Here is a 12,505-nt window from a genome sequence, read left to right as displayed (position 1 = left end):
TGATTACGGCATTGGTGGATCGACTTACTTTTCGGTCCCACATCCTTAATATGAACAACCCATCTTATCGAATGGAGCAGGGGTGACAGGCTATTAAGTTGCTGCAATTGTGGATTCTATGGATAACTCCTCAAGTGGAGTTACCCACAGAGCCCACAACCGCTTGGACAACGCCTCTGGCGTTGACCACATCTTAACAGCCTCGACGACGAACTTTTTGTGTTACTTAGTCAAAGATCAAAAGCAAAGACAGTAACGAAGCTATTGGCTCACAAATTGGCGAGCACAATGGCTCAAAAATTCATCAGCGCGCGGCTCAGAAATTCATTGACATTCGGAGTGTCTTGATTGAGCAGATGAGAGAAGACCCGAGGGATGTGTTATAAAAGTGTTTTCAATGGAGAAACCCTCAACCCACCAAAAGAAACGCCCTGAACACCGGCCGTCAAGCCGATCTTTAGGGCGTTTTCCATGGTTACGCTATGTTGTTTCATGACTACTTTCGTTATCCTGATTAATCCAACTTTACCAGCCAGCCCTCAGGGGCTTCCACATCACCGAACTGAATACCGCAAAGGGTGTCGTAGAGCTTTTTCGTTACGGGGCCCACTTCGGTTTCACTGTGGAACACATGAAGCTTGCCCTTGTAAGAAACACCGCCAATGGGAGTGATGACAGCAGCGGTGCCGCAGGCGCCGGCCTCGGCGAACTCATCCAGATGGTCAATGAGAACATCCCGTTCAGAAACCTTCATCTTCAGATAGTGCTCTGCCAGATACAACAGGGAGTACTTGGTGATACTGGGAAGAATGGAAGGTGATTTGGGGGTGACAAACTCATTGTCTTTGGTGATGCCAAAGAAGTTGGCGGCTCCCACTTCCTCAATTTTGGTATGGGTCAGGGGATCCAGGTAAATGCAGTCGGCAAAGCCCTGTTCCACTGCCTGTTCGTGGGGCATCAGGCTGCCGGCGTAGTTGCCCCCCACCTTGGCGGCTCCGGTGCCATAGGGTGCAGCCCGGTCAAACTCAGAAACCATAAAGTTTACGGGAGCCATACCGCCCTTGAAGTAAGGGCCCACCGGCAGGCAGAAGACACTGAAAATGAACTCGGGAGCCGGCTTCACGCCAATGTTGTCGCCCACACCAATGACAAAGGGTCGTAAATAAAGGGTGGCGCCGGTGCCGTAAGGAGGGACGTAGTCCAGGTTGGCTTTTACCACCTGAAGGCAGGCGTCAATGAACATGTCCTCAGGTACCCGTGGCATTAACACACGGTCACAGCTCTGATGCATCCGCCGGGCATTCTGGTCGGGGCGGAAGAGCTGCACACTGCCATCTTTGGTACGGTAAGCCTTCAGACCCTCAAAACACTGCTGGCCATAGTGCAGGGCTGTAGAAGATTCGCTGATGTGCAGGGTGTTGTCTTCTGTCAGTTCTCCTGCGTTCCATTGGCCGTCTTTCCAGCGGGCAATGTAGCGGTAAGGGGTTTTAAAGTACGAAAATCCCAGTTGACTCCAATCAATGGATACCGATGTGCTCATATAATCCCTCCTGTATATTGGTAGGTAACTGTGAAAGTGGCGATTCACTTCAGTCCTATTATATCATATTGAAGGCTGATGTGAGGCTGCCGCCATCATCCTTCAGAAGTGGGTCTGGCGGCCAGCGGTTCAATTTGCCAGTCAATGGGATCAATGCCGTGAGAGGTTAAAAACACATTTGCCTGACTGAAGCACTTGCATCCAAAAAATCCCCGATAAGCCGATAAGGGGCTTGGGTGAGGTGCTTTTAAAATGAGATGATGAGGATTGGTGAGCATTTTTTCTTTGGCTTGCGCTGGTTTTCCCCACAGAAAAATGACAATGGGGCGACTTTGATCATTGATGACACGAATCACTGCATCGGTGAACAGTTCCCACCCCATGTCTTTATGGGAATGGGCTTCATGGGCTCTGACGGTCAGCACCGTGTTAAGGAGCAGCACCCCCTGGTCAGCCCATTTTTTCAGATATCCATGGGTGGGAATGGTGCAGCCCAGATCATCCTGCAGCTCCTGATAGATGTTTTGAAGGGAGGGGGGGATTTGCTGACCGGGCAGCACCGAGAAGGAAAGGCCGTGGGCCTGTTTCTCCCCATGGTAAGGGTCCTGTCCCAGCAACAGCACCTTCACATCAGCCAGGGAAGTGTAGTGCAGGGCATTGAAAATATCATGCATGGGTGGATACACCTGGTTGGTCTTATACTCCCGGATCAAAAATGTTCTTAATTTTTGATAGTAGTCTTTGTCAAATTCGGCAGATAGAGACAGATGCCAGTCATTTTTTAGAATTTGTGCCATTTTGGAAGACATCCTTTCGGCTGAGTCGTCTTCTATATTGTAACAATTTTGCAGAAGGGCTTCAATGGAATAAGGGTCGTCATAAGAGAAAGAGCGGTAAGTTGAGGCATTTTGCGCTAATAGTCGACGGAAATCATCAGAAAGAAGACAATTTCCGGGATTTTAACAGGATTGCCCTTGACATCAGTGGCTAAATTTTGTCATGATATAAGAAGCTAAAAATTAAAGACTTCAGAAAAAGTGAATCACCGCACTTTCTGCTGGAAAATCTATAGAAATCAAAGATGCCAGTGGTTACGAAGGGTGCTCAAGAAAATAGTCGGTCATCACGACAGTTACCACAGATGATGAGGTGTCAGCATGGGGATCTGAGACGAAAAAGTTTGGTGATGAAGTGACTGGCTCAGAAGACTGTGAGGAATGACAAAAGAGAGAGACAATCAAGCCTACGAGAAGACGCGCTGACGGAAGCTGTGAGAAAATGGAGGAACCTTTATGGATTTTGCAGAGAAGCTTAACGCTTTGATGGACCTGTTCAGCATCAGTAACAGTCGGATGGCGAAAAGGTTGAGTGTTGATCCGTCGCTGATCAGTAAATGGCGTCACGGCAATCGCCTGCCTGCCCGCAGTGCCGGTTATGTCAAAGAAGTTGTGTTTTTTTTCTATGAACAGTATGTGGAAAGTGATGCCCTGTTGCAACACCGGCTGAGACGTATTCTGGGCGAATCGGCCGAACTGCATCTGGACGACAGTGAAATGGCACTGAAACAGTTTCTGCTGGAATGGCTGATCGCAGAGGAAAATGGGGAAAACCAGGAAGGCATGTCACCTTCCAGTGCCCAGGGGCGCCAGGTGATTCATCTGATGCAGCAACTGATGAATGTGGAAACGGCTCCGGTTCCCCCCACTTCAATGGACGCCCCGGCACCCACTGGTGGAAACCTCCACCAGTATCATTTACATGCCGGTCGTTCCGGGCGGCGAAAAGCAGTTATTGAGTTTTTGGATCTGGTGCTTGAAATGAAGCCGCCCCAGGAGCTGTTGCTTCTCAGCCAGGAAAATCTGAGCTGGATGATGGAAGACCCGGTCTTCATGGCAGAATGGAACCGAAAGCTAACGGCAGTTCTCACCGGCGGTCATCAGGTAACCATCATTCATCACATGGATCGTGAAAACGACGATCTGTTGAATATTATGAAATACTGGATTCCCCTGCATTTAACCGGTAATGTGCGTTCCTGGTATTTTCCCCGATACCGGGAGCTGCCCTTTCAGAATACCTACTTCATAATTCGTAACCAAGCTGCGGTGTTTGCCTCTGTCAATGAAGAGACACCGGAAGATCAGTATTATACTTTTTTCTTCCGTGATCCTGTGGTGGCCAAAATTCTGGAAAGCAGCTACCAAAGCCTGCTGAAAGAGTGTATGCCGCTGGTGCGCTTTTATACTGCTACCCGGCTTGAAAGCTATATGGAGCAGGTGGTGAAGCTGGAAGAGGAGGCAGGCACCTGGATTGGGTGGAAAAACGGGTTGTCGGGGTCGAGCCTCAGTCTGCCACTGTATGAGCAGCTGATGGTACAGGAAGGCATTAAAAGCGAAGAACGATGGCGGCGGTTGCAGTTGCACCAAAAGCGACTGGAAGCCTTCCGCAAAAACATTCCCCACTTCAGTTATGTGGAAGTGCTGCCTCTTAATCTGCTGAACCAGCTTTCCCGGGGTACTCAGGCAGTGTTGAACCCACTGGAAAGTTTCACCACAAAACCCCTGCGCCTAAAGGAAGAGCAGGTGATCAGCCTGCTGGAATCCATGGTGGACCGCCTGCGAAAATACCCCAATTATGAGGTGTACCTGGCCAATAAAAACCCCTTGTGGCAGGATTTAAACATGAGTCTTGGTTACAAGGAAAACCAGGCTGCTTTAGCGGGAAGTCTCGGGCCGGGAAAAGAACGCCCGGTGGCTCTTCTGACAGGAGAAGGCAATATGACACAGGTGTTTGAAGGCTTTCTGGATACGGCACTTGACAGTATTCCTGGAAACTTCAGAAACCGGCAGCGGGTCATCGCTAAGCTGGAGAAGGTCATTGCCTACCATCGTAACCGTTACCAGAACAGCTGGAACAGAGGGTAAACCCGCGCTAAACCCATGCTCATACCGAAAAAAAGTCACCCCTGTCAATTAAGGGTGACTTTTTTCAGCTGACAAACATTTATTTCAGGAGACCTATTTCAACTGGTCACCCAGCAAAGAGCCCATGAGGGCGACGGCCACCTTGGCGGTCCGATTTTTTTCATCGAGAATGGGGTTGATTTCCACAAACTCCGCTGAAACCACAATGCCCGATTCTGCCAGCATTTCCATGGCCAGATGACTTTCCCTGTAGGAAACACCGCCCATCACCGGTGTGCCCACACCCGGAGCGTCTGTGGGGTCTACGCCGTCAAGGTCAAGGGAAAGGTGAACCCCGTCGGTGCGTTCCTTCAGGTAATCAATGGCTTCCCGCATCACGGCAGCCATTCCCATTCGGTCAATTTCGTGCATGGTGTATACCCGCAGGCCCTTTTGACGTATCAGTTCTTTTTCGCCCTGATCAAGAGCGCGGGCGCCAATGATCACCAGATTTTCCGGCTTCACTTTTGGTCCGTAACCTCCCAGGCCGGTGAGCGCCGGGTGGCCCACACCCATGCTGGAGGCCAGGGGCATACCATGAATGTTGCCGGAGGGTGACGTGTCGGCGGTATTCAGGTCGCCATGAGCGTCGAACCAGATGACGCCCAGATCTTCATAGTGACGGGAGACCCCTGCCAGGGTACCGATGGCAATGCTGTGATCACCACCCAGCACCAGTGGAAAATGGCCCTCCTGCACCACCTGATCCACCAACTGGGCCAGTCGGGTGTTGGCTTGTTCGATGGCTTTCAGGTTTCGCAGATTGTGGAGAGAACTGCTGTGAACCCGTTCAGGCATGTCAATCTGAATATCTCCCATATCTTCCACTTCCAGGTCAATGCTCTCCAGCTTTTCCACCACGCCGGCATATCGAATGGCGCTGGGGCCCATGTCCACACCTCTGCGGTTCTGCCCCAGGTCCATGGGGACACCAATAATCGAAACTTTTTTCACATTCATTCGGCACATCCTCCCGTTTTTTCAGAATCAGAGTGGCCGGCGACAGAGAAGCAGTTGTCAGCCACACTTCTCCCTCAAATATACATGAATGCATAAAGCCTGTCAACGGCGAAAAGATTGATATTACAACGGTTGAGTGAATTATTATACATATAATAAGGCCGCAGAATGCATAAAAAACACCGACGCAGAGGGAATCAGCTGCCCTGCCAAATCCTTTTGTCTTCAATCAACGCTTCAATCAACAACGCCCTCCACAGAGGGAGGGCGTTATGAGAAATGATTCTATAAAAAGTCTTCCCGCACGGGGGTGAAGGTTTCTATGACCTGTGCTGTTTCGAGAACAGTCACCTGATGGGGCACATCGCCGCCAATGGACCAGCTGTCTCCAGGCTTCATCTCGATTTCCTTGCCATCGATTTCAAAAAGAGCCCGCCCGGAGATCAGATACCCCGTCTGTTCATGGGGGTGCTGGTGGAGCGGTAAGACAACCCCCTCCTTCAGATGAAACTCACAGAGCATGGTTGTTTTTCCCACCACCAGATTGCGCCGTTTGACGCCTGGTATCATATCAACAAAATGGCCTTCTCCCTGATTCACTGAGAATGAGTTCATTCAATCAACCTTCCTCTCTTGCCCTTGTAACAGCAGATGTCTAATACTTGAAAACAGCAATGGCGTTGCGCAGTTCCTGAGACAGAGATGCCAGTTCAGTGGAAGATTCGGCAATTTCATTGATGGCAGCGGTTTGTTCCTCGGCGCTGGCAGATACCTGCTGGGCCGAGGCGGCTGTCTCTTCAGATACAGCCGACATACTTTCGAAATGCCCCACCACGGTACCACTGTGAGCATTCACTTCTCTCACCAGATCAGTCACCTGATCAATTTGCTGGGTAATATGGTTGATTTCCTCCAGAATGGATTCGAAATGACTGCTGGCTTCATTAACAATACCGGTGCCGCTGATGACCTTCTCATTATTGGCTTCCATGGAAGCCACAGCTTCGTGAATCTGTTTTTGAATACCGTCGATGATGGTGGCAATCTGGCTGGAAGACTGGGAAGACTGCTCTGCCAGTTTGCGAATTTCATCAGCCACCACGGCAAACCCACGACCGGCGTCTCCTGCACGGGCCGCTTCAATGGCGGCATTCAGGGCCAAAAGGTTGGTCTGGTCGGCAATGGCTCCGATGGAATCAACAATCTTGACAATTTCCCGGGAAGCCTGATCCAGTGCCTTCACAGAGGCGGCCGTTTCATCGGTGGCGGTACGAATCTGGCTCATGGTATCCACCGCCTTGCGGGCGGCACCACGGCCACTCTCGGCGGAAGCCAATGTGGTACGGGAACCATTGAGCACTTCGTCAATGCTGGCAGTCACCTGTTGCAAATGACCTGCAATGCTGTTCATGCCCCGGTTGCTATCTTCAACAGATGTCGCCTGCTCTCCCGTGGCCCGGGAAACCTCGTGGATGGTCTTGGCCACTTCTTCAGAAGAAGCGGCAGCCTCCTCGGCGGTGGCAGCCAGCTCTTCGCTGGTGGACGCCACCTGTTCAGAAATGAAGTCGCTGGATTTGATCAGCCCCTTAAGGCTGATGATCATTTGATTCACCGCCACCGCCAGCTGGCCGGTTTCGTCATTGGACATCACCGGCACTTCCTGACGCAGGTCTCCCTCGGCAACGGCATTGGCAGCAGCCAACACCTGCTTAAGCGGTCTGGTAATGCGGTTGGATACGATGAGGGCCAGGGCAGCAGCAATGAGGACGGCGGCGGCAATGGCAACGCCAATCAGGTTAACCACACGATTTTGAGCTCTCATCAGCGCATCACCGGTGGCCAAAAACTCCTGCTGACGTGATTCGGAGATCAGTTTAGCCTGCTGAATCAGCTGGGTACCTTCCGGTGCCATTCGTTCACTAACTACCTTGGCGGCTTCTTCGTGGCGGCCATTCACATAAAGGGGAATCACCTCGCCAGTTGCCATGCGCCGCCAGGCAAGGCTTCTCTCTATGAACTCCATATCCTCCGGCCGGTCGGAGAGTTCCTTGAGGCGTTCGATCATTTCGTCACTGACAGCTGAGATCTGGTAAAATGAATCCAGATAAGAACGGGTACCAGTGAGCACGTAATTGGAAATCAGGCTGCTGCGCTCTGAAATGGCCAGGGTCATTTCCTGATAGAGCTGGTACACAATGATCTCCTGCTCCAGCAAATGGGCAGTGTCCACCGCCATTCGCCGCACCTGGGTGAGGGTGTAACTGGCAGAAGCCACCAGCAGCAGTACAATGGTGAGGAATCCTGCCAGAATTTTAATGCGGATACTGCCGGTAAATTTTCTCTTGGAAGAAACGGACTCACTGGAAGAAGTGAGGGTTTGGTCGGCCTTCATGGGTGAGCTGTCAAGGGTAGTTTCCAGATAGCCTTCGGCGGCGCTCGTTTCATGAAGTTCAGATGTTTCGGATGCCGGTTGCTCCGGCTCATTCAAATGTGTCTCATTGGTCTCAAGAGGTGCTTTTCTTTCATCATAGCTCATTCAGTGAACCCTCCTTATGATTGCGGGCATCAGGGGAGCCCGCTGGTGATGGGGTCAGTCTGCTCGTCGGATTCACTCCGGAACAGGGCAGGCCGACAGTACATTTGCCGCAGACATCCGCCAGTCCCATGGAGGACAGAGCAGACGCATTTTCAAGGCACATTTCATAACAGCGATGGCGATCAAAAGCATCAAGAGTTAAAGATCCGTTGACGCACCGCTGCACACACAAACCGCAGGAACCATTATACCTGTAGAGACAGGTTTCGGCAGGTGTCACGGACTGACAGGTGACGGGAGCGCTGGTCACAAGGGTGCCCACCCGTCCGCAACAGCCCTTTTCGGTGATGAGCATATTGTTCAGGCCAACATTTCCCAGTCCGGCCAGATAAGCCACATGGCGATGTGACCATACACTCATGAGGGTCGTTTCATCAAAGTTGTGGGTGGCCTGGGCGAAAGCCGCCTTGAAGCCGGCTTGTTCCAGCTGATCTTTCAGAAAAAGATTGAGATCGGCAATGAGCTGATTTGTCAGGAGATACGCTCTTCCCCACTCCCGGGAGGCCAGCCGGCCATTTCGGTTGCTGTGGGGGATTGCCGGCAGAAAAGGGAGAAAAAAAGCAACAACAGTCCGTGCTTCAGGGAGAAGATCAACAGGAAGCTGGTGTTCCGGTTGTCCCCAGTTTTTGATGTGATGAAATCGGGGATCCTCAGCAGGAACAAAGGCGGTCAAGGGAGACTGCCAGCAGTTTTCCAGTGCTTTTTGATTAGGATAATCTGCCACGTATTGTTGAATCCACTTTCTTATCAACAGTTCCATAGACAACCGCCTTTCGTGAAACGGGACTGCGCTGCGTGAATCGTCGATTTAGCTGGATGCTTCTATTCTATCCTATATGAAAGAAAAATTCCATGGTTGATGGAAACATACCGCCATTGATTCCTGTTAAAATGAAAAAGAAGCATCTGTATATCCCGCCAAGCTGGTGAAATGTGGCGGCCTGAAAGAAGATCATCAGCGACAAAAGTGAGGCGAATGGGGTACAATAAAGGTTGAGCTGGGTACAGTCAAGAATAGTGGACACAGATGAATTCAAGATGAACCCGCTGCTCACATTATTTGTGGAATGGAAGGAGTCCGTCATGGAAAATCAACTGATAGTCATCAGAGGCGGTGGTGATCTGGCCTCCGGCGTGGCACACCGGCTTTATCAATGTGGTTTTCGGCTGATGATCACTGAACAGCAACATCCCACTGTGATTCGTCGAACTGTGGCCTTTGCCAGCGCTGTTTTAGAAAATCAGATGACCGTGGAAGGGGTGAAAGCCCGGCACATTCTGTCTCTGGCAGAGGCACCGACTCTTTGGCAGCAGGGTGTGATCCCTGTCATATCAGCAGAGGCCTCAGAAATATGCCGGGAGATGTCACCGGCAGTTCTCGTGGATGCCACCCTTGCGAAAAAGAACACGGGTGTTCAGCGGGGTATGGCACCAGTGGTGATTGGTGTGGGGCCGGGGTTCACTGCCGGTGACGATGTGGATGCGGTGGTGGAGAGCCGGCGGGGCCACTGGCTGGGGCGCGTGATTTATGAAGGCAGCGCGCAGCCCAACACCGGAGTGCCCGGAATTATTGCCGGTGTTGGCAGTGAACGCGTTCTTCGTTCGCCCGCCAGCGGCATTTTCAGAGCTGAGGCAGTCATCGGCGATGTGGTGGAAGCGGGCCAGACGGTGGCGATGGTTGATGAAATACCTGTCAGAACGGCCATCGGCGGCCTGTTGAGAGGCTTGCTGGCAGATGGTCTGCCAGTCACACCCGGGTTTAAGGTGGGAGATGTTGATCCCCGCATTTACCCGGAATACTGCCACCAGATCTCTGATAAGGCACGAGCCATTGGCGGTGGTGTTCTGGAAGCGCTCTTGCATCTTCAATGGAAAAGGAAGGGTTAGTCACTGAAAAGGGCAAGGCATGTGGAGGGAAAAAACGGTTTTTGGGTGGAAAGCTCAAAGCATTCCGAGAGAATTGTCATGAAAAGGATTCGTTGAACAATCAATTCATTAATCAAAACTATTGAGATCGAAAGGGGTTTGTTGCTGATGGAAATCAACGTGTTGAAACGTGTGACGGAGGAAATGACAGGAAACCGGTCGGTGGCCCTGATTACTGTCACAGAAGCCACGGGATCGACGCCGGGAAAAACCGGTGCCATGATGGCTGTACTGGCTGATGGCAGCAGCTATGGCACTGTGGGTGGCGGCAAACTGGAAGGGGAAGTCACCAGAACTGCCCGGGAATGCCTGGAAACAGGAGAAGACCGGTTGCTAAACTACCACCTGAAAGATGACGCTGCCGGCATCGGCATGCAGTGCGGTGGTGATGCCCAGGTGTTCATCAAAGTGTTCAGGCCTCAAAATCAGTTGATTCTGGTTGGTGGCGGCCATATTGCCCAGGCCCTGTACCATCTGGGAATGATGATGGGTTTTCGGGTGACAGTGGTGGAAGACCGAAAAGAATTCGCCAGCCGGGAACGGTTTCCGGAAGCAGAACAGCTGCTGCTGGGAGACATGGGAGAGCTGATGGCCTCCATGTCCCTGAACAACGGCAGCTATGTGGTGATTGTCAGCCGGGGCCATCAGATGGACGAACTGGCTTTGCGGGCAGTGCTGGGAAAACCTGCCGCGTATGTGGGAATGATTGGAAGCCGAACCAAAGTGGCACATACCGTCAAATCCCTGCGGGAAACCGGCGTGTCTGAAGAGCAGATTCGCCAGGTATACATGCCCATTGGCCTTGATTTGGGGGGGCAAAAGCCGGAGGAAATTGCTGTGAGCATCATGGCTCAAATTTTGTCGGTGAAATATGGAACGACACCCAGACACCTGAAATTGCTGGAAACCGAATCAGAATCTGCACCAATCCTATGATAAGAGCCGCTCCGGTGAAAGGGAGCGGCTCTTATCAGCTTAACGGTTGTTGGCTGACCAGCTTCACTTGCATTTTTCCTGACGAAAAGGCAGGCGAAGGGTAAAGGTAGCCCCGCCCCAGTGGTTGGTGGAGATGCTGATGTCTCCCTGATACTTGTTGACAATGACATCATAAGCATAAGAAAGGCCCAGTCCCGAACCGTTGTGGATGGGTTTGGTGGAAAAGAGGGGTTCGAATATTTTCATCTGGTTGCATTCGGGAATTCCCATGCCGTTATCAGAAATATGACAGATCAAATGATTGCCTTCCCTCAAAGTCTCCACTTTCAGCAGGTTGGTATCTTTGGCGCCCCGACTGGCCAGTACAGCATTTTTATGGGAGGCCTCATCAATGGCATTCTTGATGATGGCCTGAATCACCTGGCACAGATCGAACCGGTTACAGTCCATGAGAGGCAGCTTGTTGTCCAAAGCCAGGTCTACGTTGTTGAAAATGACCAGATCTGTTTGCAGCAGCGAGATCACCTGTTGAATCAGTTCATTAAAAGGTTCTTTGTGAAGGCCTATGGGGAGGGAAAGATCAAGGGAGCCGACGACTGTTTGGGCACTTTCATCAGGTTGAATCCGTTGAAGAAGCTGACGAATGTTGTGATCTTGTCGGTCGATGGCCTCGTTGGCATTCAGGTAATCCTGTTCACAACGCAGGCGGGCAAAAGCACCTGAAAAAATGTCGGCAATGAGACGCAGTGACAACAAACTGCTGTCGCTCCAGTTCCGGTATTGTATGGTGTCATCCAATCCCAGATATCCGATGAGTTCATCTTTGATACGAAGGGGCAGCACCACCAGCGACTTGATTCCCTGCTCCATCACTATCTGCTGTTCTGAACGGGCTTCATTGGGCATTTCGTCTGTTCGTGGAACTGTGATGATTTGGTTCTGGTGTAACTGTGCCATCCACCAGGGAAAGCCATCGGTTTTCAGATTTTGCAAGTTCATTTTTTCTGCACTGACACCAGGGGCACACCACTCATACAGGTTATCCATATAGGTGTACTGGCATCGAAACAGAAACACATAGGCCCTTGAAGCAGCTGTCTGTCGGCCCAGATCTGCCAAGCTTTCATCAATGAGATAATCGCTGGAAAGGTTCAGGTGAATCATTCGGGCAGAGAGACGTGCAATCAGTTCCAGGTAGGGACCTTCCAGGGGATGCTGCGGTTGTTCCGGTTGCGTCGGGTTGGTTGTGGAAATCATTGAATCGCCTCCAGGTGGTTGATCTAAAACTGGGCTTTAGACATACTTTCGTTATGGAAAAAATAAGAAGCTGGATAATGGCACTTTATGTCATTCGCCAACCTTGATCAGCAAAGCAAGGGTTGAATCCAATCATCTCAAGGGAATGAAACACCAGATGGGAGCAAAAGAGAAAAGAGGGACCTTTGAATGCTTAAATGCAGGTCATCAATGCTTGGTAATCATAATACGTCAATAGTATAACATATGTGTAGGTGCTTTGGGAAAAAACATAGGACAAAAGACTTCTTTTTTTAAGGAACAACGTCATAAGCCGCCCCTTTTCAG

Annotated in this window: 10 protein-coding genes; 3 read left to right on the top strand and 7 right to left on the bottom strand. The window is 51.0% G+C overall.

Annotation, left to right across the window (positions count from 1 at the left end; translation table 11 throughout):
• Positions 1-514 precede the first annotated feature (514 nt).
• Positions 515-1,540 carry a branched-chain amino acid aminotransferase gene (locus AAIG11_RS10545; protein ID WP_343186213.1) on the bottom strand — a complete coding sequence of 342 codons (1,026 nt, stop codon included), beginning with the start codon at positions 1,538-1,540 and terminating at the stop codon, positions 515-517.
• 95 nt (positions 1,541-1,635) lie between these two features.
• Entirely contained in the window at positions 1,636-2,337 is a 702-nt protein-coding gene (ung, locus tag AAIG11_RS10540; protein WP_343186212.1) for a uracil-DNA glycosylase, read from the bottom strand.
• 495 nt (positions 2,338-2,832) lie between these two features.
• Here ung and AAIG11_RS10535 point away from each other — a divergent pair, with 495 nt between their 5' ends.
• A complete protein-coding gene (locus AAIG11_RS10535) occupies positions 2,833-4,464 on the top strand; it encodes a hypothetical protein (RefSeq protein WP_343186211.1) in 1,632 nt (543 codons plus the stop codon).
• Between the two features lie 93 nt (positions 4,465-4,557).
• On the opposite strand, the gene rocF is transcribed toward AAIG11_RS10535, so the two are convergent.
• The 4 genes from rocF to AAIG11_RS10515 form a co-directional block, all read right to left on the bottom strand.
• Positions 4,558-5,463 (bottom strand): arginase, encoded by a 906-nt coding sequence (rocF, locus tag AAIG11_RS10530; protein WP_343186210.1) that lies wholly within the window; start codon positions 5,461-5,463, stop codon positions 4,558-4,560.
• Between the two features lie 285 nt (positions 5,464-5,748).
• On the bottom strand, positions 5,749-6,078 hold the full coding sequence (locus AAIG11_RS10525; protein ID WP_343186209.1) for a cupin domain-containing protein: 330 nt from the start codon (positions 6,076-6,078) through the stop codon (positions 5,749-5,751).
• A 40-nt stretch (positions 6,079-6,118) separates the two neighbouring features.
• Positions 6,119-7,999 carry a methyl-accepting chemotaxis protein gene (locus AAIG11_RS10520; RefSeq protein WP_343186208.1) on the bottom strand — a complete coding sequence of 627 codons (1,881 nt, stop codon included), beginning with the start codon at positions 7,997-7,999 and terminating at the stop codon, positions 6,119-6,121.
• Positions 7,989-8,819, bottom strand: coding sequence for an epoxyqueuosine reductase (locus tag AAIG11_RS10515; protein WP_343186207.1), 831 nt, complete (start codon positions 8,817-8,819; stop codon positions 7,989-7,991). Before AAIG11_RS10515 ends, AAIG11_RS10520 begins: the two co-directional genes overlap by 11 nt.
• Positions 8,820-9,097: 278 nt before the next feature.
• Here AAIG11_RS10515 and yqeB point away from each other — a divergent pair, with 278 nt between their 5' ends.
• The gene (gene yqeB, locus AAIG11_RS10510) at positions 9,098-9,946 is read left to right on the top strand and encodes a selenium-dependent molybdenum cofactor biosynthesis protein YqeB (RefSeq protein ID WP_343186206.1); all 849 of its coding nucleotides are present in this window, start codon (positions 9,098-9,100) and stop codon (positions 9,944-9,946) included.
• A 147-nt stretch (positions 9,947-10,093) separates the two neighbouring features.
• Positions 10,094-10,921 carry an XdhC family protein gene (locus AAIG11_RS10505; RefSeq protein ID WP_343186205.1) on the top strand — a complete coding sequence of 276 codons (828 nt, stop codon included), beginning with the start codon at positions 10,094-10,096 and terminating at the stop codon, positions 10,919-10,921.
• A gap of 63 nt (positions 10,922-10,984) precedes the next feature.
• On the opposite strand, the gene AAIG11_RS10500 is transcribed toward AAIG11_RS10505, so the two are convergent.
• Positions 10,985-12,178: a GAF domain-containing sensor histidine kinase gene (locus AAIG11_RS10500; RefSeq protein ID WP_343186204.1), complete on the bottom strand. Its 1,194-nt coding sequence runs from the start codon at positions 12,176-12,178 to the stop codon at positions 10,985-10,987.
• Positions 12,179-12,505: the final 327 nt, after the last annotated feature.

Source organism: Anoxynatronum sibiricum (assembly GCF_039414295.1).
In the GTDB taxonomy this organism is placed as follows: domain Bacteria; phylum Bacillota; class Clostridia; order Peptostreptococcales; family Tindalliaceae; genus Anoxynatronum; species Anoxynatronum sibiricum.
The sequence above is the reverse complement of the archived record's forward strand: the minus strand, read 5'-3'. Positions and strand labels throughout refer to the sequence as shown.

Bases quoted from the DNA above. Each gene is read 5' to 3' on its own strand.
- AAIG11_RS10545 (WP_343186213.1), bottom strand. From the start codon at position 1,540: ATGAGCACATCGGTATCCATTGATTGGAGTCAACTGGGATTTTCGTAC.
- ung (WP_343186212.1), bottom strand. From the start codon at position 2,337: ATGGCACAAATTCTAAAAAATGACTGGCATCTGTCTCTATCTGCCGAA.
- AAIG11_RS10535 (WP_343186211.1), top strand. From the start codon at position 2,833: ATGGATTTTGCAGAGAAGCTTAACGCTTTGATGGACCTGTTCAGCATC.
- rocF (WP_343186210.1), bottom strand. From the start codon at position 5,463: ATGAATGTGAAAAAAGTTTCGATTATTGGTGTCCCCATGGACCTGGGG.
- AAIG11_RS10525 (WP_343186209.1), bottom strand. From the start codon at position 6,078: ATGAACTCATTCTCAGTGAATCAGGGAGAAGGCCATTTTGTTGATATG.
- AAIG11_RS10520 (WP_343186208.1), bottom strand. From the start codon at position 7,999: ATGAGCTATGATGAAAGAAAAGCACCTCTTGAGACCAATGAGACACAT.
- AAIG11_RS10515 (WP_343186207.1), bottom strand. From the start codon at position 8,819: ATGGAACTGTTGATAAGAAAGTGGATTCAACAATACGTGGCAGATTAT.
- yqeB (WP_343186206.1), top strand. From the start codon at position 9,098: ATGAACCCGCTGCTCACATTATTTGTGGAATGGAAGGAGTCCGTCATG.
- AAIG11_RS10505 (WP_343186205.1), top strand. From the start codon at position 10,094: ATGGAAATCAACGTGTTGAAACGTGTGACGGAGGAAATGACAGGAAAC.
- AAIG11_RS10500 (WP_343186204.1), bottom strand. From the start codon at position 12,178: ATGATTTCCACAACCAACCCGACGCAACCGGAACAACCGCAGCATCCC.